Annotated in this window: 22 protein-coding genes; 7 read left to right on the top strand and 15 right to left on the bottom strand. The window is 41.5% G+C overall.

The window, feature by feature from the left end; all coding sequences use genetic code 11:
* Positions 1-2: 2 nt before the first annotated feature.
* The 5 genes from BMY70_RS00400 to BMY70_RS00380 form a co-directional block, all read right to left on the bottom strand.
* Positions 3-1,277 (bottom strand): BamA/TamA family outer membrane protein, encoded by a 1,275-nt coding sequence (locus BMY70_RS00400; RefSeq protein ID WP_143072022.1) that lies wholly within the window; start codon positions 1,275-1,277, stop codon positions 3-5.
* Positions 1,278-1,434: 157 nt separating this feature from the next.
* The gene (locus BMY70_RS00395; protein WP_090330622.1) at positions 1,435-2,031 is read right to left on the bottom strand and encodes a MarR family winged helix-turn-helix transcriptional regulator; all 597 of its coding nucleotides are present in this window, start codon (positions 2,029-2,031) and stop codon (positions 1,435-1,437) included.
* A gap of 42 nt (positions 2,032-2,073) precedes the next feature.
* Complete coding sequence (locus BMY70_RS00390) at positions 2,074-2,805, bottom strand: YggS family pyridoxal phosphate-dependent enzyme (protein ID WP_090330619.1); 732 nt, start codon at positions 2,803-2,805, stop codon at positions 2,074-2,076.
* On the bottom strand, positions 2,798-3,061 hold the full coding sequence (locus tag BMY70_RS00385; RefSeq protein ID WP_090330617.1) for a DUF2024 family protein: 264 nt from the start codon (positions 3,059-3,061) through the stop codon (positions 2,798-2,800). Before BMY70_RS00385 ends, BMY70_RS00390 begins: the two co-directional genes overlap by 8 nt.
* A 66-nt stretch (positions 3,062-3,127) precedes the next feature.
* Positions 3,128-3,361, bottom strand: a complete 234-nt coding sequence (locus BMY70_RS00380; protein WP_090330615.1) for a thioredoxin domain-containing protein — start codon at positions 3,359-3,361, stop codon at positions 3,128-3,130.
* Positions 3,362-3,780: 419 nt separating this feature from the next.
* Between BMY70_RS00380 and BMY70_RS00375 the strand changes: the two genes are divergently transcribed.
* From BMY70_RS00375 to BMY70_RS00355, 5 genes are all read left to right on the top strand, one after another.
* Positions 3,781-5,004: a DEAD/DEAH box helicase gene (locus tag BMY70_RS00375; RefSeq protein WP_310590627.1), complete on the top strand. Its 1,224-nt coding sequence runs from the start codon at positions 3,781-3,783 to the stop codon at positions 5,002-5,004.
* A 183-nt stretch (positions 5,005-5,187) separates the two neighbouring features.
* A complete protein-coding gene (locus tag BMY70_RS00370) occupies positions 5,188-5,910 on the top strand; it encodes a DUF1361 domain-containing protein (protein WP_229209428.1) in 723 nt (240 codons plus the stop codon).
* 129 nt (positions 5,911-6,039) lie between these two features.
* Positions 6,040-6,771, top strand: coding sequence for a class I SAM-dependent methyltransferase (locus BMY70_RS00365; RefSeq protein ID WP_090330610.1), 732 nt, complete (start codon positions 6,040-6,042; stop codon positions 6,769-6,771).
* A gap of 7 nt (positions 6,772-6,778) precedes the next feature.
* Positions 6,779-7,507 carry a pseudouridine synthase gene (locus BMY70_RS00360; RefSeq protein ID WP_229209427.1) on the top strand — a complete coding sequence of 243 codons (729 nt, stop codon included), beginning with the start codon at positions 6,779-6,781 and terminating at the stop codon, positions 7,505-7,507.
* A 111-nt stretch (positions 7,508-7,618) separates the two neighbouring features.
* A complete protein-coding gene (locus BMY70_RS00355; protein WP_090330603.1) occupies positions 7,619-8,476 on the top strand; it encodes a hypothetical protein in 858 nt (285 codons plus the stop codon).
* Positions 8,477-8,565: 89 nt separating this feature from the next.
* Here BMY70_RS00355 and BMY70_RS00350 read toward each other — a convergent pair whose 3' ends face one another.
* The 4 genes from BMY70_RS00350 to BMY70_RS00335 form a co-directional block, all read right to left on the bottom strand.
* On the bottom strand, positions 8,566-10,371 hold the full coding sequence (locus BMY70_RS00350; protein WP_090330600.1) for a glycoside hydrolase family 15 protein: 1,806 nt from the start codon (positions 10,369-10,371) through the stop codon (positions 8,566-8,568).
* A gap of 70 nt (positions 10,372-10,441) precedes the next feature.
* The gene (locus tag BMY70_RS00345) at positions 10,442-11,137 is read right to left on the bottom strand and encodes an ABC transporter ATP-binding protein (RefSeq protein WP_090330597.1); all 696 of its coding nucleotides are present in this window, start codon (positions 11,135-11,137) and stop codon (positions 10,442-10,444) included.
* Entirely contained in the window at positions 11,130-12,521 is a 1,392-nt protein-coding gene (locus BMY70_RS00340; RefSeq protein ID WP_177196918.1) for an ABC transporter permease, read from the bottom strand. Before BMY70_RS00340 ends, BMY70_RS00345 begins: the two co-directional genes overlap by 8 nt.
* Positions 12,518-13,957: an ABC transporter permease gene (locus tag BMY70_RS00335; protein WP_090330592.1), complete on the bottom strand. Its 1,440-nt coding sequence runs from the start codon at positions 13,955-13,957 to the stop codon at positions 12,518-12,520. Before BMY70_RS00335 ends, BMY70_RS00340 begins: the two co-directional genes overlap by 4 nt.
* Before the next feature lie 193 nt (positions 13,958-14,150).
* On the opposite strand from BMY70_RS00335, the gene BMY70_RS00330 reads away from it, so the two are divergent.
* Positions 14,151-15,440, top strand: a complete 1,290-nt coding sequence (locus BMY70_RS00330) for an aminotransferase class V-fold PLP-dependent enzyme (protein WP_090330590.1) — start codon at positions 14,151-14,153, stop codon at positions 15,438-15,440.
* 108 nt (positions 15,441-15,548) lie between these two features.
* Here BMY70_RS00330 and BMY70_RS00325 read toward each other — a convergent pair whose 3' ends face one another.
* The 4 genes from BMY70_RS00325 to BMY70_RS00310 all read right to left on the bottom strand — a co-directional run bounded on the left by BMY70_RS00325 (position 15,549) and on the right by BMY70_RS00310 (position 19,572).
* On the bottom strand, positions 15,549-17,153 hold the full coding sequence (locus tag BMY70_RS00325; RefSeq protein WP_090330588.1) for a Na+/H+ antiporter: 1,605 nt from the start codon (positions 17,151-17,153) through the stop codon (positions 15,549-15,551).
* Between the two features lie 122 nt (positions 17,154-17,275).
* Complete coding sequence (locus BMY70_RS00320; RefSeq protein ID WP_090330585.1) at positions 17,276-17,512, bottom strand: acyl carrier protein; 237 nt, start codon at positions 17,510-17,512, stop codon at positions 17,276-17,278.
* A gap of 246 nt (positions 17,513-17,758) precedes the next feature.
* Positions 17,759-18,496, bottom strand: a complete 738-nt coding sequence (locus tag BMY70_RS00315) for a LytR/AlgR family response regulator transcription factor (protein ID WP_090330582.1) — start codon at positions 18,494-18,496, stop codon at positions 17,759-17,761.
* Between the two features lie 11 nt (positions 18,497-18,507).
* Positions 18,508-19,572, bottom strand: coding sequence for a sensor histidine kinase (locus BMY70_RS00310; protein WP_090330579.1), 1,065 nt, complete (start codon positions 19,570-19,572; stop codon positions 18,508-18,510).
* Positions 19,573-19,891: 319 nt separating this feature from the next.
* Here BMY70_RS00310 and BMY70_RS00305 point away from each other — a divergent pair, with 319 nt between their 5' ends.
* Positions 19,892-20,500: an RNA polymerase sigma factor gene (locus BMY70_RS00305; protein WP_090330576.1), complete on the top strand. Its 609-nt coding sequence runs from the start codon at positions 19,892-19,894 to the stop codon at positions 20,498-20,500.
* 200 nt (positions 20,501-20,700) lie between these two features.
* Here BMY70_RS00305 and BMY70_RS00300 read toward each other — a convergent pair whose 3' ends face one another.
* Positions 20,701-21,222, bottom strand: a complete 522-nt coding sequence (locus BMY70_RS00300; protein ID WP_090330573.1) for a GNAT family N-acetyltransferase — start codon at positions 21,220-21,222, stop codon at positions 20,701-20,703.
* 151 nt (positions 21,223-21,373) lie between these two features.
* Complete coding sequence (locus BMY70_RS00295; RefSeq protein ID WP_090330571.1) at positions 21,374-21,832, bottom strand: hypothetical protein; 459 nt, start codon at positions 21,830-21,832, stop codon at positions 21,374-21,376.
* Between the last annotated feature and the right edge of the window lie 69 nt (positions 21,833-21,901).

Below are 21,901 nucleotides of genomic sequence, written 5' to 3'. Positions count from 1 at the left end.
TTTTAAAAAACTTCGCCTAACGTAAGCTTGATACCGGAATAGTCCTTACTGAATCCGTAATTTAAAGCAATATTGGTACCCGAGCGTTTATTCATTTTGATGCGCAATCCCGCTCCCGCACCTGGATTCCAGCTGATCAGAAAAGTGCTTTTGGGGCCGCTTACGGTATTGAAATTTGCAAATACAACAAACCCAAGAAACCCGTTATTTGTGATATCGCGCCGATATTCTGCTTCCAGATAAAGCAAACTTCTTCCGCGGTACCGGTTCTGGTCAAAGCCCCGACCCGAACGATTGTAATCCTCCCAGCCGATACTAGGAAGATCCAGGTAAGGAATTTTTTTATCAAAAACTTTCCAGAGGTATCCCCAGACGGCAAGCATGTTTTGTTTTTCCAGACTGGGATTAAACCGGATATATCTTCGAAAATCGATGTAAACCGATTTCCACAAATTATCATTTCCCAGCCAGGTCGGGTTGACGCGGTATTGAATACTCGCATAATATCCATCCCAGGGGTTCAACGAATTGTTTCGAGTGTCAAAAAGCAGGTTAAAACTATAACCCGATGAAAAGCTGTTTAAGGATTGAGAAGTACCGTATTGGTATCCCGTATAATCCTGCAAGAGAGGGTCTTCACCCTGTGTTCTGACATTAACCCTATAATCGATATGATAGCCAACGCCCGCGAAAAAACCATGGGATATACGTTTGAGTGCAGTTTGGTAAAGCCTCAGATAAGAATAGTTCACGAGTAACTTGTCATCTTCTTCATATTGCCTTCCCAATCCCCAGGTATACTGTGGATACACCATAAGCCTGGTATCACCACTTATCACCCACTGATTTTGCTTTAACCAGATATAGGACCGGATTGGAAGTCCGAATCGTTTTTTAAAATTCCAGTAAGGTGTAAATGTTACACGCGACATGTATGTATCCTTGCGGTCGCCAAGATAAAAACCTGCTGTGGTCGATGTAACAATCGCAGTTCCCCCGCCTGGAACCTGAGTAGAAAAGGGCAATGCCGAAAAATAAATTGTTTTACCAGTACTATCAGGAGCTTTCGGCCGCTTGATATTAAAAAGCTTTTTACCGACATCGATCAAATCCATAAGCTTGCTCGTGTCACCTCTGACGGTCGAATCTCTTTCGAGAACATTACCGGGGCTCTGGGCAAAAAGGAAACAGGGAAGAAATGCGAGAACTAAAAAAAATGCTTTCAATGCGCCATTATTTCGGTACCACCTGCTATTCTCCGAAACTGTGATCGTCATGTTCGATACTATTGCTCTGATTATAATTTGTGCGCTAATCAAGCTATAAAATCTATACCAGGATCAGCACTTTTCATTTTGATAATGTCATCTAGTAACGCATTTAGTTAAACGAAGGTTCTTGGTTTTGAGATAGGACAGGGCCATGGGTGGCTTTTCAAATCATTTCGAATTCTCCGCAATCTATCCGGATATCTTCCGAATGTAGCCGGATGCTTAGCAGGTCACAGTATTTTATCCCCTTGCTAACAGAAAAATATTTGCAATTGTAACAAGTCCGCTGCACACTGATGATCTCAGCTTTATTTAATAAAACAATTAAACTGGAAATGTTTTCCCAAAGAATCAACTTGTCGTCTTCCATTGTTTTTTGGACCATTTCTTGCAAAGGATCAGTAAAATTCTCTGTTTCAAAGACTACCTTTTCACCAGTTTCGGTGAGTTGGATGGTGTAACTTCTACTATCACTGTTGTCGGTATACTTCCTAATCAGCTGCTTCTGTTCTAAGATTTTCACCGCATCACTAATCGTTGGCTTGGTTAAGTTGAACTCCTTTGCCAGGTAACTCACAGTCGTTCTTTCTGCTTTATGATAACGTATGAAAATAAGAATTTGAATCTGTATCGGGCTCAAGCCCTGCTGTTTCGCTTTTTCCCAAAGCAAAATCCTGAAAACCTGCGACAAGCGTTCAAGACCTGCGACAATTTTGTTGTCAAGATTTGAATTTTGCTCGTTTAAATTGAAAATAGACATTTGCAGTCGTAAAATAATTAATAAAAGCGACTTATACTTTCGCTAGGACGGATTTTGTTCATTCCAGTAGAAGCTGTCAGGATAGATTCTGTCACCGAAAACAGCGGTTCCAACCCGGACAATTGTTGCGCCTTCTTCGATGGCAGTTTCCAGATCGTTGCTCATGCCCATCGAAAGCTCATCAGGGGCAAAGTTAGCAAGATTTAGATCTTTGATCTCGGATTTCAGATTTCTCAGGAGCCGGAAGCATTTTCTTAAACGTTTCTGTTCTGCACCGAACAGCCCGATCGTCATCAACCCTTTTACTTTTAAGGTGTCATATTTTGAAATTTCACGAGCCAGACTAATGGCATTTTCGGGGCTGATACCAAACTTGCTTTCCTCGTAAGACGTGTTAACTTGTATGAAGATGTCCAGGTTTCTACCCTCGAATTGAAGTCTTTGATCTAGTTTTTGAACTAATTCAAGCCTATCTACCGATTGAATACAGGAGGCATATTTCAGGACCTGCTTTACCTTATTGGTTTGCAGATGTCCGATAAAATGAAACTCCGTACCGGTGGCTATTAGCTGCGAATGCTTTTGAGAGAGTTCCTGAACTTTATTCTCTCCCAAAAGATTTTTGTCAAAAATCAGCGCTTGTCGTATGGTCTCAGCAGATACTGTTTTAGTCGCCAGCAACAGCCGTACGCTCTCCGGATCGCGTCCGGAATGAATGCAGGCAGCTCTCATTCTGGCTTTTACAGTTTCGATATTTTCCCGGATCTTATTCACAGCCCTGCATTTCAATAATGTAGTAACCCTTGTCATTGATACTTTCAACCATTTCCGGCGAAGCCTGTGCAATATGGCAAAATCTGCATTCTCTGGAGGTAAGCTGCTGACTGGCCTGACCTTTTAATTGTAAATAATCCTTACCAAATGTATGAATTACTTCTGCGTTTTTTATGTGGTCGGGAGCTATAATATCGAAGTGCATGATGGCTCCGTCCTGGCGGGTTACGTAAGTATCCCAAACTGCTACTTTCATATTTTTCTGAGTTATAGGACGGATATGAGAATATCCGTCCAGTGATAGGATCCTAATAATACTTGATTAACCTTTCACATCTTGAATAGATGCTCCGAAATTGATATGCAGTACATTACCATTTGGAGTTACCAGTGCTGGTACTGACTTTACGCCAGCATGCTCAGCCTGAGCAATTTTGTCCGTATTATCGCCCAGGTGGATCACTTCAATTGTTGATGGATCGATAAGATTGAGAATGTCATGTTCTGCACTTAAACAAACCGGGCATCCGGCATGATAAAAAATTGACTTAGCCATATTTTTGCTGTTTGCGTTAAAAATTTATTTCGTTGCAAAAATAGTAAGGAATCCTAACTATACAAATTTTTCTTTTATTTTTTTGATTAAGAAAAAGACGCAGTAATGGGGGTGGTGGAAGAAAGATTTGATTTTTAAAAATAACAGATATAGCAGATAGTTCTGAAACCTTCGCCCAATCGGTTGAATGTTAAGAAATTATAACTCTACAATTACTTCTGACTTATTTGATTATCTTTGCAGTGAATCAAGCGGTTTGCTGACTGGTGAAATCGAAGTCAGCCTCTTATTTATTAATTGTTCATTATCAGCTAAATAAGGTAGTACATATACTTATTTAGCTTCTGGACTTAAAAAGCTGAACTTTGAATTTTAACGAATTTGAACTCCACGAAGACGTGCTAAACGCCGTGGATTCTATGAACTATCAACAAGCAACACCTATTCAGGAGCAGGCAATTCCCTATATTCTACAGGGAAAAGATCTTCTGGCTTGTGCACAGACAGGTACCGGAAAAACTGCGGCTTACCTGATCCCCATTTTGGATAAAATTGCAACAGTGCCAACTGGCCAGATCGGAGCGCTGATCCTGGTCCCGACGCGTGAGCTTGCTCAGCAAATTGACCAGCAGATACAAGGTCTTGGTTATTTTGTCGGCGCTACCAGTATTGCGGTTTATGGCGGAAACAAAGGTCCTGAGTGGGACCAGCAAAAGCGTGCGCTAACGCAGGGTGCTGATATCATTATTGCAACCCCAGGAAGACTGATAGCCCATTTACAGCTTGGTTATGTGAGTTTCGGATCGATACGCCATTTGGTTCTCGATGAAGCGGACCGTATGCTTGACATGGGTTTTTTAAGTGATATATTGAAAATTATGAGCTTTTTGCCTGCTAAACGTCAGACACTGATGTTTTCAGCAACGATGCCTCCGAAAATAGGAGAGCTGGCAAAAAGGATATTACAAAAGCCGGAAGAAGTTAGATTGGCTGTCTCCAGGCCTGCAGAAAGAATTGATCAGCAATTTTACATGACTACGGACGAGCAGAAACTTCCGTTGCTTGCGCATCTGCTGACTCAGGTCACTAATACCAGTATGGTGTTGTTTACTTCCCGGAAATCCACAGTTGAACCCATTGTGCGTGCATTGAAAAAACTTGGTCTTGATGCCCGGGGAATCTCGTCTGATTCAGATCAGGCCGACAGGGAAGTAGTGCTGCGTGATTTTAAAAACCGGGCATTCCCCGTTCTGGTCGCGACAGATGTTTTGTCAAGAGGTATTGATATAGACAATTTAAGTCATGTTGTAAATTACGATGTGCCGCGTGATCCTGAGGATTATGTTCACCGCATTGGACGCACTGCCAGGGCAGAATCCAAGGGGACGGCGATAACGTTTATTAATGAGCATGACCAGAAGTATGTGCTTAAAATTGAGCGTCTTTTCGAAAAAGAAGTGGAGAAACAATCCATAACGCAGGATCTGGGTTTGGGTGAAGCACCTAAGTTTGATCCAGGTAAATTCCGTAATTCAGCCCCTAGAAATAAAGGGACAAGTGGAGCCCGTAAGAGCCAGGCTCCTTCATCTAAAAAAAGGAGACCTAAGCAAAAGAAAGACGAAAAAAGTCCATTACAAAGCTAATTGCGCTTATCTTGCGGTCTGAAAAACAGAAAACGACAGTTACATGTTTGTTAGAAGTTCAAAAAAATAATGTGCTTAAAAGACGTTTAGAGATAAAAGTGGTATAATTTTTTTGAACTTTTCAAAAGTTACTTTACCCGTTTGTCTGTTTGTAGACGTTATGAATATTTAAATTAAAAACACTTGGAACGTATCCTTCAATGGTGGAAAAATTATCGTTTTAGCATAGCCGAACCTCCCATTGTTTCAATGGAAGGGTTATATCCGCTCCTGTTGCTCCTGGTGTTAAGTCTGGTTGCAGTTTTTTTTCATTTGGTTCGGATTCTTTTTAATGCACCGGTCGATTTTTCGATGGACTGGAACCTGTTCTTAAGCTGGATTCCTCTTATCGCTGCCTTTTTTATTAATAACATTACCAGGCGTTTTGGCAGGCTGCCGTTTCTGGTGATTATGGTTAGCCTTTTTTGGCTTGCTTTCTTTCCAAATGCTCCCTACATGATTACCGACCTGGCGCATTTAAGTGTGGATTATCAGCGTGACCTAACCTGGCATGATACGATCATGCTTTTCTGCTATGCGGAGGTGAGTTTATTTAATGGACTGGTATCGCTTTACTGGATTCATCAGACCTGGCGCAGAGTTTTTTCAAAGAAAGTCAGTACTTCATTTTTATTAGCAAGCCTTCCTTTGGCCGGTTTTGGAGTATACCTCGGCAGGATCCGAAGGATGAACAGCTGGGACGTTATTCATGATCCAAAAGTCATTCTCGAAAATCTTCTAAAAAGTCTGATTGACCGGACAGCACTTGTGATCAGTCTGGAAATTGGCCTTCTTTTAGGGATGCTTTATCTGGTACTTTGGGCGATTATCCGGTTCAGGGTACGTTATGGCAAAAAGGAAGCTTGAATTTGTAACAGAAAATCGCCGCTCTTCTAGGTGTAAATATTTGTGGGAAGAGATATTTGAAACTTTTATCCGTTAATTTGTAGCTCAAATACTTCCGGACTTCGAGGTATAAAAACAAGCGTGTGTAGAATGAATGTATCAGAGAAAGTAAAAGATTCTTATTCAAGCCAGTATGACGAAAAATCTGTGGCCTGGAGAAATTTGGGCGCAAAGTATAAGGCTCAGAATATAATAGAACTTGCTAAGAATATTACATTCGACAATGTGCTGGAAGTAGGAGCGGGCGAGGGGAGTATCCTTTCGTGGCTTTCCAAATGGAATTTTTCAAAGGATCTGAACTGCGTAGAAATTTCAGAAAGCGGCATTGAGCTGATAAAATCAAAAAATATTGAGAATTTAAAAAATGTCCTTCTTTTTGACGGATATAAAATTCCTTTCCCTGATAACCATTTTGACCTCGTTATCTGTTCGCATGTGATGGAACATGTGGAGCACGAGCGGATTCTTTTGCGCGAAATTAAAAGAGTCTCCAAAAATCAGATCTTCGAAGTGCCCATCGATTTTTCTTTTTATGTCGATAAAAAAATACAGCACTTTCTCGCCTACGGACATATTAACATCTACACGCCAGCGTTATTTCGCTTTTTATTGAAATCTGAAAATTTTGAGGTTGTTAAAGACAAATGCTATCTTTTTTCTAATGATGTCTTAAAGCCGCTTTATGAGCATAACAAAACCGGTTTTTACCTGATGAAATTGAAAATGTTCTTTCTTCGCATGTCTCCCTTTCTGCTTGGTATAAAGCCCAGCGCATATGTGGTGCTCACTTCGAAAACTGACAAAGACCTGTCGATATTTTAAGTTAAAATTGGAAAACGAATCAATTTATTCCATACCGGATCCAATCAATTTTCTGGAAATTATTTATCAGGACGAAATTCTGGTTGCGATAAATAAGCCCCATGGACTTTTGGTTCACCGGTCTCAAATTGCCGCCGATACGTCTGAATTTGCTGTGCAGATCCTCCGCGATCAGATCGGGCAGCGTGTATATCCTGTTCACCGGCTTGATCGTAAAACTTCTGGAGTTCTTCTTTTCGCGTTGAATGAAGAGATGAACAGTCAGATGCAAATTCAGTTTTCAGAAGCAAAAGTCAAGAAACATTACCACGCGATCGTGCGTGGATTTACGCCGGATGAGCTGGAAATTGATTATCCTTTAAGACGTGATGATGGCATCGTTCAGGACGCGTTTACTTATTTTAAAACGCTTAAAAAAGTTGAGCTTAATCTTCCATTTGGAAAGCATCCGACATCACGTTATTCTCTGATTGAGCTAATGCCGACAACAGGCAGGATGCATCAGCTAAGAAAACATATGGCTCATATTTTTCATCCGATCATTGGCGACCGTCCGCATGGATGCAACAAACAGAATAAATTCTTTCTTGAAAAATTTGAAATGAATTCCATGCTTCTGCACGCGGTCGAGCTGAGTTTTTTGCATCCTGTAACGCAAAGACAGGTTTCGATTCGGGCTGACTACCAACCTGAATTTCGTCGTATGCTGCAAACACTTCAATTTGTAGCCTGTTAGCTTTACTATTTTTGGAAGGATTGTGATAATTACTTTCATCGCTACGCAACCAGCTGTCGGGGCTGCCCGTATAAGCTATTGTAATTAACACTTACCCCTAACAAATAAAAGATGAAAGCTAAAAACTTTATCAATTCCATCGTCGTGATGGGATGTCTGGCCGTGGCTGGCTTGTCATGCAGCTCCGATGATGATGATGCGCCTGCGCTAGTAGTACCGCCAGCTCCAACCTTCGATATCTCTCAGAAATCAACTTCACTGGGAAATGTGCTTACCGATCAGAAAGGCAGGACGCTCTACTTTTTTACCAAAGATGTCAATGGAACTTCTGCCTGTACGGGTGGATGTCTGGACGTCTGGCCAATTTTTTCTGCCACTGCACCGCGTTTGGATACGGGTTTGGTCGCAACAGATTTTGCGTCTATCACAAGAGCTGACGGTAAATCACAGGTAACCTATAAAGGCTGGCCACTGTACTATTATGCATCGGACGTCGCTGCCGGAGATGTAAAAGGTGAAAATGTAGGAAAGGTATGGGTTGTGGCGAAAAAATCGTATTCGATCATGCTGGCCAATACCCAGCTGGTTGGAAATGACGGGAAAAGCTACACCGCTGATTACAAAGAAGGGACAGGGGACACGCAATATTTCGTTGATGCGAACGGCCGGACGTTGTACGCATTCAACAAAGACAAAAAGAATAAGAACAATTATACAAAATCAGATTTTAGCAATGACGCGACTTGGCCTATCTGGGTGACGGACTGGAAGGATGTACCTTCGGCACTGGATAAAAGCCTGTTTTCAACTATTGATGTTTTCGGGAAAAAACAGATAACTTATAAGGGCTGGCCATTATACTATTTCGGCCCTGATAATGCAACCAGAGGATTGACCAAAGGTGTTAGTGTTCCAACGCCGGGCGTGTGGCCGATTGTCCAGATAACGACTGCTGCGGCTCCAGAATAAAAGTTTAACCAGCAACGATCTTTTCGTAAAAGGGATCAAACCTGCAAATCGGTTTGATCCCTTTGTCATTTCTACATGATCAATTTATATCACATCCGGTCCAGTTGTTTGTCGATTTCCAGGGCAGCGCTGATTAATGCGAGGTGCGTGAACGCCTGCGGGAAATTTCCCAGGTGCTCCGCTTTATGACTTATCTGCTCACTGAAAAGCCCAAGATGATTGGCATATGCGATCATTTTCTCAAAACTGTCCAACGCTTTGGTAACTTCTCCGCTTTTAGCCAGCGATTCGATATACCAGAAAGAACACATATTAAACGTTCCTTCATCCCCTTGAAGGCCATCAAATTCGTCAGGACCGTTCCGGTATCTGTATAATAAAACATCCAGGCCAAGTTCGCGCTCGACCACTTTCATTGTCGAAAGCCAGCGCGGCTCATAAGGTGAAATAAAATGCATCAGCGACATCAGGAGTACACTTGCATCTACCTGTTCAGCACCTTTGTACTGCACCCATGCACCAAGTTTTTCATTCCAAAAGTTATGGTAAATGTCCTTGTAGATTTCGTTACGTATATTTTTCCATTCCTTCTCAGGGTAGGGGAATGATCTGTTTTCCGCAATTTTAATTGCCCTGTCCATGGCCACCCAACACATCAATCGACTATGTAGGAATTCTTTTTCAATGTTTCTGATCTCCCAGATTCCATGATCGGCTTTTTGCCAGTTTTCGATCACTTGTTCGATCTGGGTAACGATCGTTTCCCAAAATTCAAACGTTATGGCTGAATGCTGTTTGTTGTAAATGTAGACCGTATCTATCAGTTCTCCATAGATGTCAATCTGTAGCTGGTCCTGAGCGGCATTCCCTATTCTCACGGGCAGTGAGTTTTTATACCCCTCGAAGTGTTCCAGCTCTTTTTCAGCCAGATTGTGTTTACCATTGATTGTGTACATCAGATAAAGCTTGTCTTCGCTGGATCTGTCGTGAATCCATTTTAAAAAAGCAGTGGCCTCATCGGTGTAGCCAAGCCTTAAAAAGGCATACATCGTAAAGGCTGCATCCCGGATCCAGGTATAGCGATAATCCCAGTTGCGACCTGCACCAAGTGTTTCTGGTAGGCTGAATGTTGGGGCAGCAACTGTAGAGCCCTGCTCAATAGAAGTCAATAGTTTCAGCGTGATCGCAGAGCGGTTGATCGTTTCGCTCCAGCGCCCCTTGTAGGTTGATTTTTTTGTCCAGGCTCTCCAAAAATCAATTGTCTGCTGATATGTATTGTTTTTGTAAAAATCTATGGCGTTTGGCTTTTCATCCTGTCCGCATTCCAATACGATAAAAGCAACTTCCGACTGTTCCAGCGTGAATTCAGCATATCCACAATTATCCAGGATCTGTAATGGGATGTCAGAAATGAGCCGCATAATGGTCGGCTCTTGCTCCTGAGTTGTAAATCTGATTTCATTTTCTTTCAGGTCACATTTATGCTTCGCGCGGGCATAATTGAAGGCAGGGTCGCACTTGACTCGATATGTGATCGAGCCGCGAACCGTCTTGATCATTCTGACGATCGTGTTTGTCTTCTGGCTGCCCGGCAAATTGATCGGCATATAATCGGTTAGTTCGGCAATACCTTCCTCTGAAAAGAAACGGGTAAGCAAAACCGCCGTCGCTGGCAGATAGAGTTGCTTGGTTTTAAAGTCTTTTATCTGAGGTATTATAGAAAAACTGCCACCTTTTTGGTGGTCGAGTAGTTTTGCAAAAACTGAGGGAGAGTCAAAATCGGGATAACACATGAAATCTATTGAGCCTTCGATTGAAACCAATGCGACGGTTTTCATATTTCCGATTAATCCGTAATCCTCAATGGGTTTGTAGCCTTTATTAGTATCCTGCATCCGAATTTTTTAAAATGTGCTGGCATGATTACCTTAAAAATCCGGTTAAATAATCAGGCCAGCGCACATTTCAGACGGTTTTAAGATAAAGATCTTCCAACTCATTTGCGGATATACTGCCGGCGTCGAGAACTGATTGCAGATGGCCCTGATTCATAATTCCAATTCTTGATGCAACTTCCCGGGCTCTGAAAATATCATGGGTTGCCATTAGAATAGCTGTCCCGTGCAAGGTTAAATTTTTAAGAATTTCAGAAAACTCGTTTGACGCTTTTGGGTCAAGACCACTTGTGGGCTCGTCCAGGAGAAGCACTTTTGCTTTTTTTGCGACAGCAATTGCAATCCCCACTTTCTGGCGCATACCTTTGGAATATCCGCCGAGCCGCTGTTTGAATGCCTGATTCTGCAGACCAGCCGTTGCAAGGAGCTCAGACAAGTCTTGTTTTGAATAATCAAATCCTGCCAGGGATGAGAAGTATTCCAGGTTTTCAAGCCCTGTCAGATTAGGATAAAGCATGACTGTTTCAGGAATATAAGCCAGATGTTTTTTTGTTTCCTGAGGATTTTCAGCAACAGAAATCCCATTGATCAAGGCGATTCCAGAAGTAGGTTCGATAAAACCCAAAAATAAATTAATCGTGGTTGTTTTTCCGGCACCGTTCTGTCCAAGCAGTGCAAAAATTTCTCCCGGCCCGATCGTCAGATTCAAGTTATTAAGGGCTTTATGGCTTCCATAACTTTTACTTAGATTTTTTGCTTCAAGCATTTTGTTTATCTGTAATATGGATGAAATTTCTTTTAAATAAGACAGTGGAGGTAAAGAAAATCGCGATCGACCAAAGCAGCATGGAAACTATGCCTGAAAGAAGCGATGCAGTAACATAACCGGCCGGTTCATATTTCGGGTGCGCGTTCCAATCCAGATTTTCTGTTAATGTTTCCTGGAAAATACCAGGATAAAAGTATTCACGAAGTGATTTGTGATGCCGTTTTACTGATCGCAAATACTGGATATGATTCGCCAGATCTGTATTAGCGATTTTATTTAAATGCTGCTGTGCGGCAATCACCGGATTAAATTGTCCGAACAAGTCTGATAGATTTTGTCTTTGTTCCAGTTTTTTAAACAGTTCATCAGACGATTCGGAAGACTCAACATCACCCGCATACTGCATCGCATAATACCAGCCGGAAGAATATTTATCTTCGGGGATGGGATATTTTCGGTACTCAGGGTAAGATGCATAAAACGTTTCCATCGTAGGTTTTTTAGGCATATCCCATTTTTGATGATAGCCCTCGCGTTGTTTTATAGCGGTTTGCTGGGCTTCCGGTACGGGGATTTTATTGTCGATGATAATGTTTGCGATGCCTGGAAATAAAATACACAGAAATATCCACAGACAAACCAGTACCGTTGCGTTGAACGAGGAGCTTTTGCCAAAGGAAATGATCATCAAAGCCAGCGTAAACCAGAAAATTACATAACACAGAAGGACTATGCCAAGCTGCATACTGGGAAGCGAAAATGGCAAACTTAGATAGATCATTCCCATTAAGAAAACGATAGCGGAAGTTAACAGAACGACTGCAAGGCGTATTAGTAGTTTTCTTGCGATAACTGACAAGGTGTGCGAAGAGCTGATACGGACAATTTTCCACACGCCGCTTTCCTGCTCTTCAGAAAGTGTATTGTACGTAAATGCAATGATCAGCAGAGGGAAAAGAAAAATAAAAACAAAAGAGGCATCCAGGTTGCCGACCAGAAGCGTGAGTGGATTTGTCAGTTCGGAATCATGAAGCTGCCCTTCAATTCCCAGCATTTTTACTTTTAGATTAAAAGGGTTAACATCCCTTTGGCCAATTGAAAATTTTGCCCAGGGAGAAGGCGGATTCGTTGTATAAAAAAATGGGTAATAGGCTGTTGAACCAACCGTTTTGCCCTTACCGTGTTCGACAACAGTCTGAATATGGGCTGTTTGTACAGAAGGAATCTTAGCCAGAATCTGCTCTTGTCTTTCGATCACGTTATTTCCGTGAAAGAACCCATAGAGTCCAAATAACATCAGACTTACAAAGCCCCATAAAACCGTATTGCCCAGCAGGAAATTTTTCACTTCAAGGCTCCATACTTTATTATTAAAAATCATAACTGATATTTGCGGAGTGTTGAAATATATTGTAATACGAAAAAGCCGGATAGAGTCCATAAAATCAATGAAATGAAACCCCATAGGCTGTTTTTCATGGTCTGAGACAATGAGAAAGGTTTAAAACTGAACTCTGCCATTTGCTGCCAATTGCTCTGGCCGACCTTTTGGTCACGGTCATTTTTATAGTCAATCTGAGTCAGATGTATCTCATTCAGATTTTTAGTTTTATTAAAACGGTAATGTTCTGTCTGTTTTTGAAACTCAGAAAAAGTCTCGAAGTCAACCCCGCTAATGCTCATCGAAACGTTCCGCATGGCTAGGTACGGATCTAAAAAGCCGAGTATTGTGGCAATAGAATTTTGCGCTTTATACGTTTTTATTAATTGGTCAAAATGCCGGTTAAAGATACCCGAGCTGATATTTTCGCCTTCCTGCATCACCAACGCACCATAGTTTACCGGAAGGTTCTGGACTGAATCGACACCGTATTTTTTAAGCGTCTTATTTTTCAATTCAGCAAAATGAGGATCGTCCGGATTGTGACTGTCGCCTTCCTTGCTTATTTCTTCCTCTATCGAATGCTCGAACGCGATTTTATCCGGGGCCTGAAATAAATAATTACCAAGTGTCTGAGCACCTTTCGGTATAATTACAAAACATAAAATCCAGATCAATACGGAAACTACAAGCGAATTGGCTCCACTGCTGCTTAGCGCTGAAACTGCGACAACCATCATTGAAATAATAAAAAGATAAAGTCCGTAGCTGAATAGTAATATGCCAATATTTAAGCCTGTTTGCGGCGTTATATTACCATTGAGAAGGAAAACACCGCCAATAAGTGCGGTGAATAACAGGGGCAAGAACAAAGCCCAGCTTACCGCGGCCAGCCCAAGCGTTTTGCCGATGAGAATATCATAGTAAGAGGCACGCTGGCATAGCAGAATTTTCAACACGCCGTTCTGCTTTAAACCGGCAATCGTTTGAAAGCCAATGAAAATAATAAATAATGGGATAAGTAATTGAAAAACAGAAGCCATGCTCAGTTGACCAAAACGAAGCATTCCGTTTGAAAAACCGGCTTCACTCATGTTTACAGTATTTTGTCTGTGGGCCTCTAGAAATACCGAGTTCCCAACATAGCTGTCCAGTCCGAAATCAAAAAAACTTAAAGGAGATTTTTCCCGGAAAACCAGATAGCCGTAGTGGGCCACACGATGCGGATGACGGTTTGGCTGATTCATCCAGTGATCATGAACTTCCTCACGCGCCTGGGCTTGCTGTTTGTTAAAAGTATTAACGTATTGCCATCCGGTAAAGGTTGCCAGCAGCATAAGAGCTAGCAAAACGGAATAAAGGGCAAGCGGTGTTTTGATACGAAAAATTGAAAGCCACTCCTGTTTGGCAATAATCCTGATAAATTTGAAATGCATAGGTTTAACCTTGATTGAGACAAAAATATTTGCATCGATGTTGCAAATAAAACTAAATTTTTTTTATTTTCGCAACGTAGTTGCAATTAATCGAACCTCGCACCATTTATGAGATTGCGGATCAACTAAGCTAGCCGCATAGCTTAGCTGATCAGAAACGCCGCTTGTTTTTTATTTTTTAACCTTACTGAAAATGACACTTTCAAGAAAGAAATTTAACCGGCAACTCGGACTGATTGCGGCTGCTCCATCGTTTGCGGATCTTGCCCAAACGGACATTATCGAAGAAATTCACAAGGCCTCCACGAAACTTTCCAGTCCTGATCCTGTGGCGAACGCCGCGGATGAAAACTTCTGGCAAACGGTTCAGAAGGCGTATAATCAAAGCAGTGATTTTGTGAATCTTGAAAATGGGTATTATCTGCCTAGTCCGACCGTCGTGACTGACGCGCTGATTGAGAAGACAAAAGAAATAAACAGCCTCACATCCTTTTATATGCGCAAAAGGATGATTGACGAGCGGTATGCGGTCAGAAAAAAAGTCGCCGCATTTAGCGGTGTTCCTGTTGAGGAATTACTCCTGATGCGTAACACAACAGAAGCGTTGGATACTGTGATTTTGGGGCTGAATATTAAACCCGGCGATGAAATCTTGCTGGCCACGACGGAGTATCCAAACATGGTCGCCTCGTGGGATATGCGATCCAAACGTTTTGGGATCACACTTAAAAAGATTGTGTTGCCGCTGGCAGCGGGAAATGAAGAAATTGTCAAAGCGTATGAAAAGAACATTACTGCCAATACCAAATATATTCTGATCTCGCATATCATGAATGTCAACGGTCAGATATTGCCCGTAAAAAGGGTCTCGGATCTTGCCAGAAAACATGGAATCGAAGTGATCTGTGACGCCTCGCATTCTTTTGTGCATGTAGATTATAAACTACCGGATCTGAACGTGGATTACTTTGGCACAAGTCTACACAAATGGATGGGCGCGCCGCTGGGTTCCGGGTTTCTTCAGATCAAGAAAGAGAAGATTAAAAACGTCTGGCCTTTGTTTGGCGATAACCAGCGGGCTGACGACGATATTGAAAAATTTGAAACCATAGGTACTGCCCCCTGGGGTATCTACCTCGCGATTGAGGATGCGCTGAATTTTCATCAGACCATAGGTACAAAACGAAAAGAGGAGCGGCTGCGTTACCTGAAAAATTACTGGGTTGATAAGGTAAGGGATGTCCCCAATATCATATTTAATACTCCGTTTAATGCAGAGCAGTCCTGTGCGATCACCAATTTTACAATTCAGGGAAAAGATCCAAGACAGATCGCAGACTATCTCTTCGAGAAACATAAGGTTTTTACAGTCGCTTATGACAGGGCAGGAATTCAAGGCGTGCGGGTAACACCGAACATCCATAATTCTGTCCAGGATTTGGATCGCCTGGTCAATGCGATCAAGAGTTTTAGTCGTAGCTGACGTTTGAACAAGCACAGTAGGCAAATAAAATGAAAATTTATAATTTGTCTACTGTGCTTATTATCTGGCTTTTAGGTCATTGTTTAACGGCGTTAAATTAATTAACGATCAGTATTTTCGATGGTAAATTAGTACTTCATCCAAATCCATTTGGCGTTCACGTCTACGGAGAATTTCATCATCGAATGAATTATCTTTCCTCATCAGGATTAATTCATCTCTGAGATTTTTTAGAATTTTGTTAGTGACATCTACAAAACCTGCAATCTGCTCTTTGGTATACAGATCTGATTTTCCGAGTTGCGTATGAAGTTTTAAATCCCGTTCAAGCTCTGTTTTGTATTTGCTGAGCATTTCATTTTGTTGGACATCCCTGCTGTATTTTTCATTTAATTCGGCGAGTGCGATCATCAGTAGACGTTTGTTGATATCTGCTTCCTGAATCTTGTCAGCAGTGAGTTTATCGGTTTCTTCCACTTTCAGGAATTTCAAGAGCCAGGGCAGTGTTAATCCTTGAAAAACAAGCGTGACCAGAATGACTACAAACGTGATGAACAAGATCAGGTTTCGTTGCGGAAATACTTTTCCATTATCAAGAAACAAGGGTATCGACAGAGCGGAAGCCAATGAAACTACGCCTCGCATTCCTGCCCAGCTGATGACAAAGGCATTTTGCCATTTTTGTTTTTTCTGCGTTGTTCTAAATGTGGAGTAAAGCCAGCCAGGTACGTAGGAGGTGAAAAAAAGCCAGATCATCCGCACAATTATTGTTAGGATACTAATCACGATTGCATATTTTGTCGCATCGTAGAGCGAATAACCATGCAGACTAGCGATGACCACCGGCAGTTGCAAGCCAATCAAAATGAATACCAGACCATTCAGGATATAAACAATCACCGAACCGATGGCCGCTGAATGCAGACGTGAAAGCGCGTAATTGTGAAGTTTCATAGAACTGAAAGACATAAACAAACCGCCGCTCACAACTGCCATAACCCCTGAAAATCCGTAATGTTCAGCAATCAGATACATGAAATACGGCGCAATAACTTCCAGAGCAGCATTCATATTAGGCACTGCCGGAAAAAAGCGGTGAATCGCAAAAAATAGCACGGCGAGTGAAAGGCCAATGATCACGCCCATAAAGCCAACGACAAAAAATGCAACGGCGGCTTCTTCTTTCACAAACCGGCCTGTGATCACAGCTTCCAGAGCAAAGCGGAATACAATCAAGCTCGCAGCGTCATTTAACAGACTTTCTCCTTCCAGAATTGTAACAGTTCTTTTAGGCGCATTCAAATCCTGTAACACCGAACTGGCAGCAATTGCGTCCGGCGGAGAGATAACTGCGCCTAGCAGTAATCCCAGTGCCAAGGTAAATCCGGGTATGAAGGCATTCGAAAAGTAGGCAACAACGCAGGAGGTAAAAAGAACCAGGCCAAAAGCGAGCATTACGATCGAGCGTTTCCATTTCCAGAAATTGTTCCAGCAAGTCCCCCAGGCAGCCTGATATAATAGGGGAGGAAGGATGACCATAAATATCCAGTCCGGCGATATTTTGAAATCCAGGACCCCAGGCACGAAACTGAGTACAAGGCCAGCAAGAACCAAGAATATGGGGTAAGAAATTCTGAGTTTTTTACCCAGCATGATAATCATTGAAACTACAAAAAGTAACAAAAGGATAAGCAACAAATTTTCCTGAAGCATAAAAAGTTGAGGTAGGTTAGTAGCGTAAACCTATATCCATTCGTTCGGTACGTTGAAGTTCAATAATTAAATTGAGCGTGATTTATATTTGAAAATGAGTGAATTATCTCTTATTAGTTAAACTACGCCTGAGCAACAGTTTTGCGTTTAAGATAATCTGAAAATTGCCTTACGGTTTGAAGCTGCTGATAATCTTCATCAGGAATGGAAATATGAAAAAGATCTTCCATTTGCAAAACCAGATCAACGGTATCGAGACTATCCAGTCCCAGGTCTTTTGATAGATTTGCATCATCGGTGATCGCATTATAGGGTAGCCCGCAGTTGGCAGCAAGTAAGGCACGAAGTTGCTCATTCATATGAAAATCAATTTGGGTAAAGAGTAAAGTAGCATTTTCCAGTAAAGCTTATTTCATCGTGCCAGATGTGATTTAATGCAGATATATCTCCCGATAAGTATTTCTTATTATGCTTGTAATTACGGGCAAGGTATTGTTTCTGTGGCAATCAATCAAAACAATTAAGCTTTTTTAACCAAATCGAATTTACTATTTTATTTGTATAATTGCCGATAAAAATTATTATAACTTATTGTTTGTCAATTATTAACTCCAACGTGCAAGGAGTTCCTTAAATGCCTCCTTATACAAATCGCCGACCGAAATATCTATATTTCCCACGTGAACTGCATTCTTGCTGATTGAATCAATTTTGTTTACCGCTACAATAAAAGAGCGGTGAAGACGTAAAAATTTTCCAGGTGCAAGTTTTTCTTCAATAGCTTTCAGGCTGCTCAATGTCATTACCGGTTTTGCGGGAGGGGTAAGATGGATTTTAACATAATCTTTCAGTGATTCGATATAGATTATGGACTCAAAATCAATTCTGACGAGCTTGTAATCTGCTTTTACGAATAGATAATCTTCTCTTACCTCCACGTCGGGAACCGCATTACTCTCTCGAATCTGATCAAAATATCTTTTAGCCTTCATCGAAGTTTCCAGGAACTCTTCATATCCGAATGGTTTAAGCAGATATCCCAAAGCATCAACTTTATAACCTTCTACCGCAAACTGGTTATACGCAGTTGTAAAAATAATTTTGGTCTGACTCGAAGATGCAGTTTTGCTTAAGACCCGTGCCAACTCCATACCATTCAGATCGGGCATTTGAATATCCAGGAAAACAAGCTGTATGTCCATCGAATGAATCGCTTGCAAAGCCTGTACCGCATTGCCAAATTTACCGACTAAATTTAAAAAAGGGGTTTGGTCAACGAAAGCGCTCACCAGGCCAAGAGCAAGTGGTTCATCGTCAACAGTAATACAATTTAATGTCGTCATCAGATATTATTTTAAACCAGATTTAGTTTTAACAAAACCTGGTAGGTGTTGTCCTGATTATTTTCGTCAATCACAAGCTCATGTTTTTGCGGATAGAGAAGATCGAGCCGGCGTTGTGTGTTTACAAGCCCGATTCCGCCGGTTTCCATATTAAGCGTATCCTTGTCTCGAAAGATCTGGTTTTTTACCAGCATGGTAAGAAACCCATCACTTATGCTGATATCAACTCTAATATCCGCTTTCTGCATGACACTGATGCCATGTTTAAATGCATTTTCGATAAACGGTAAAAGAAGCATCGGAGCAACCGAGTATTCCTTGTCAGGCTTCGATTCCGTGAAAAATATTGTCGTATTACTTTGCAGTCTCAGTTTCATCAACTCCATATAGTCTTTTATAAATGAAATTTCCTGGCTCAAAAGCGAGGTGTCCTGTTGTGTTTCATAAAGCAAATAGCGCATCATCCGTGAGAGTTTCAAAATGGCGTCTCTGGAGACGGGAACATCCGTGAAAGTAAGTGCGTAAATATTATTCAGCGTGTTAAAAAAGAAATGCGGGTTGATCTGCGCTTTTAGCAAAGCAAGCTCGGTTGCGATATTTTGTTTTTCAACAGACTCCCGGATCTGCGCATCCTTCTGCCAGCGCTGAAGTACGGATAAACTTGTGCTTACACCCAGGACGAGCAATACAATCATCAGCAGAATGCCGTCTATTATTCCCCGAGGCCTTCGGCTGGGGCCATGATGGGGCATAAGTGCGTCCATTTGTTCATGCATGTGCAGCTGCTGATCAAAAACTTTGCTAAGAATAAGTAAAACTACGATTGACACAATAATCCATAGTGCAAACGCGGAAACATTGTTTTTTAACAAAAAAGACGGCACCATGTAGAGCATGTTGAAATAAAACAAGCCTGCAAGAAAAGCGATACTTATCGACTGTTTCGCCCAAAATACAAACGGAAGTCTGACGCCCCAGGAAAGAGGTTGGTAAAACATCAGCACAAATCCCAAAAGTGCCCATGCAAGAATGTGTACTCCAACGATAACCCAGCCTTTTGATTTCTCCTTTGACATTTTATAAAGTTAAGCTGCAAGAATAGAAGAAGTTGTAATAACATCAAAACACTTTCGACGTAAAGCCCGTTTATCGGGTTAAAAGAAAAAACTTTGACCGCCAACCATTTTTCTCTCCGGGTATTGAATTTAGCAGCATCATTGACCGGTTTAACGGCAAATTTTTGCTTTCCATCCAGACTTTCCCGCTCTCTGTCCAGCTGGTTTTCTTTTATAACCGCTTATTGTTCCCTTTGTTTGGAAAAATGACAAGAATCCAATAGTAAAAGTCTGGTCATACTTTTCGAGAAAGGAGTTACCAACACTAAATATATTTGCTGTGCTGTTCGGAAAAAAAATATCTTATACAGAAGATGACTTTCAAACTGTTGTCGATGCTTGCGTAGCTGGCAGTGATCAGGCGCAGCGTTATTTGTACAGGCAGTTTTTTGGATATGCCAAAAGTATCTGCTTGCGTTACACCTCAACCAGAGAAGAAGCCGAGGAGGTTTTGAATGAAGGATTTTTAAAGGTCTTCAAAAATCTGGGTGGATACGATCCTTCTTATCCGTTTAAAGTCTGGCTCAGGACGATTATGGTCAACACAGCAATCAGTAATTACCGAAAACAAAAGAAGCACAGTGAAGACCGGATCGCGCTTGAAGATGCCCCATACCTTGGTTTTGAGGAAGATATTGTCAGTCATATAACAGCGGAAGAAATTTTATCGTTGATACAACATATCAAACCTGTCTACAAAAATGTTTTTTTGCTCTACGTAGTTGACGGTTATAATCACCGGGAAGTAGGCGATCTCTTAGGGATTAACGAAGCCACCGTGCGGTCGCATTATGTGAGGGCCAGGGCACTGCTTCAACATTTGATCCGACAAAATTACCCGCATCTGTATCCGGGTTATCGTGTCGAAAAAAGATTGATTGAACATTAATTCTACGGATGATTAGCACAGCAGATCCGGCAGCTCAATCGCTCCATTTGTGCGAAGTTGTATTCGCCAGATGATCGGTTATCTTCTGTGATGGCTTTGGCTAGTGTATCAATAGTCGATCTGTGACAGGAGGGCATCACTTTATACCGTTATAATGCTGAAAAATTAGCCTGGCAAATATTGTGATGATCCAAAGTAAATTAACCTGGAAAATACGGGAGTTGAATTTCAAATAAACTTGAAGTGCCATCCTTGTAATGAGCCGGGAGATTATCGCAGCCTTGTAGTTTTACGATACCTTGATACTTAAAACCGCAGCTCTCGTAATAGGTATTTAGTTTTTCGTTACCACTTCCGGTATCCATCCTGATGAATTTCTTGTTTTTTTTCCTCGCATGTTCTTTTGCCCACTCAACGATTTTCCGGACAAAAAACTTTCCCCGGAAATCAGGGTTTGTCGCGATACGGTGAATGTAAATAGCCGGATCCTTGTTTTTTTCTCCCCAGATAAAAGGATCAGTATAGTCAATCGCGAAAACGCATGCAATTGTGTTGTCCATTATGATCTTATATTGCCGGCCTTCTGAAATTTCTTTTTCTACCAAGAACCGGTCAAACCCTCTCCAATGCTTTTTCGCTACTTTTTTTTGATGCTCGGTCCCCTTTTTATATAAATCGAAAATTGTATCGATATCTGTACAGATACTTTTTAATATTTCCATTTTGAACGCTATTTTCAGTCAGCAACTTTCGACCAAAGATCCTGAACAACTACAAGATATAACAGATGCAGAATATTAAATTTATTGCAGTACAGTTTATAAAAATCTGATCCGGGCAAACGCTGATGCTTGGTCCGGGTTTGAGAAAGTGTTAACACATCTTAACAAATTCATAATGGTGACGGATGGTGTCTGCTGCCGGGTCATAATCTTTGAACATCATTTCACTGACCTCGATATCCGGCCGGCCATTATGGCGCTGCGGCTTGAAATAATATTTAATATAAATCTGGTTGTAGTACTGGATCAATCTGGATTTTAAAACGCCGTCGACTACATCTTCTTGAAGTATTTTTATGAAAAATATTTCGCTTTGCAAAGTGTCATTTATTGAAATAACATTGGCTCCGTAACCAGTCTGCAGATCAAGTGTTCTGGTGTACCCTTCACTATCCTGGCTCAGTGTCCTGGTTGGGGTGGTCGTCTTAATCCATTTCCATTTGCCGGACAAAACATCAGGCTCAGGTCCAGGTTCACAGCCGCATCGGCCGCAGCTGAGGATCAGTCCTGAAAACAGCAATATTAGCATATTGACGAATTTATTTTTCATTGCATATATTTTGAGCAGCTTTTATTGAAGGAGTTAAAAAAGTCTGTAAAGGTTGTATGAGAATTGGAA

It is taken from the genome of Dyadobacter koreensis (assembly GCF_900108855.1).
GTDB lineage: Bacteria > Bacteroidota > Bacteroidia > Cytophagales > Spirosomataceae > Dyadobacter > Dyadobacter koreensis.
Note: the sequence above shows the minus strand (reverse complement) of the source record. Positions and strands in the feature narration are given on the sequence as shown.

What these genes read in the sequence shown, in the direction of transcription:
- BMY70_RS00400 (WP_143072022.1), bottom strand. Translation starts at nt 1,277, where the DNA reads ATGACGATCACAGTTTCGGAGAATAGCAGGTGGTACCGAAATAATGGC.
- BMY70_RS00395 (WP_090330622.1), bottom strand. Translation starts at nt 2,031, where the DNA reads ATGTCTATTTTCAATTTAAACGAGCAAAATTCAAATCTTGACAACAAA.
- BMY70_RS00385 (WP_090330617.1), bottom strand. Translation starts at nt 3,061, where the DNA reads ATGAAAGTAGCAGTTTGGGATACTTACGTAACCCGCCAGGACGGAGCC.
- BMY70_RS00380 (WP_090330615.1), bottom strand. Translation starts at nt 3,361, where the DNA reads ATGGCTAAGTCAATTTTTTATCATGCCGGATGCCCGGTTTGTTTAAGT.
- BMY70_RS00375 (WP_310590627.1), top strand. Translation starts at nt 3,781, where the DNA reads ATGAACTATCAACAAGCAACACCTATTCAGGAGCAGGCAATTCCCTAT.
- BMY70_RS00365 (WP_090330610.1), top strand. Translation starts at nt 6,040, where the DNA reads ATGAATGTATCAGAGAAAGTAAAAGATTCTTATTCAAGCCAGTATGAC.
- BMY70_RS00355 (WP_090330603.1), top strand. Translation starts at nt 7,619, where the DNA reads ATGAAAGCTAAAAACTTTATCAATTCCATCGTCGTGATGGGATGTCTG.
- BMY70_RS00350 (WP_090330600.1), bottom strand. Translation starts at nt 10,371, where the DNA reads ATGCAGGATACTAATAAAGGCTACAAACCCATTGAGGATTACGGATTA.
- BMY70_RS00345 (WP_090330597.1), bottom strand. Translation starts at nt 11,137, where the DNA reads ATGCTTGAAGCAAAAAATCTAAGTAAAAGTTATGGAAGCCATAAAGCC.
- BMY70_RS00340 (WP_177196918.1), bottom strand. Translation starts at nt 12,521, where the DNA reads ATGATTTTTAATAATAAAGTATGGAGCCTTGAAGTGAAAAATTTCCTG.
- BMY70_RS00335 (WP_090330592.1), bottom strand. Translation starts at nt 13,957, where the DNA reads ATGCATTTCAAATTTATCAGGATTATTGCCAAACAGGAGTGGCTTTCA.
- BMY70_RS00330 (WP_090330590.1), top strand. Translation starts at nt 14,151, where the DNA reads ATGACACTTTCAAGAAAGAAATTTAACCGGCAACTCGGACTGATTGCG.
- BMY70_RS00325 (WP_090330588.1), bottom strand. Translation starts at nt 17,153, where the DNA reads ATGCTTCAGGAAAATTTGTTGCTTATCCTTTTGTTACTTTTTGTAGTT.
- BMY70_RS00320 (WP_090330585.1), bottom strand. Translation starts at nt 17,512, where the DNA reads ATGAATGAGCAACTTCGTGCCTTACTTGCTGCCAACTGCGGGCTACCC.
- BMY70_RS00315 (WP_090330582.1), bottom strand. Translation starts at nt 18,496, where the DNA reads ATGACGACATTAAATTGTATTACTGTTGACGATGAACCACTTGCTCTT.
- BMY70_RS00310 (WP_090330579.1), bottom strand. Translation starts at nt 19,572, where the DNA reads ATGTCAAAGGAGAAATCAAAAGGCTGGGTTATCGTTGGAGTACACATT.
- BMY70_RS00300 (WP_090330573.1), bottom strand. Translation starts at nt 21,222, where the DNA reads ATGGAAATATTAAAAAGTATCTGTACAGATATCGATACAATTTTCGAT.
- BMY70_RS00295 (WP_090330571.1), bottom strand. Translation starts at nt 21,832, where the DNA reads ATGAAAAATAAATTCGTCAATATGCTAATATTGCTGTTTTCAGGACTG.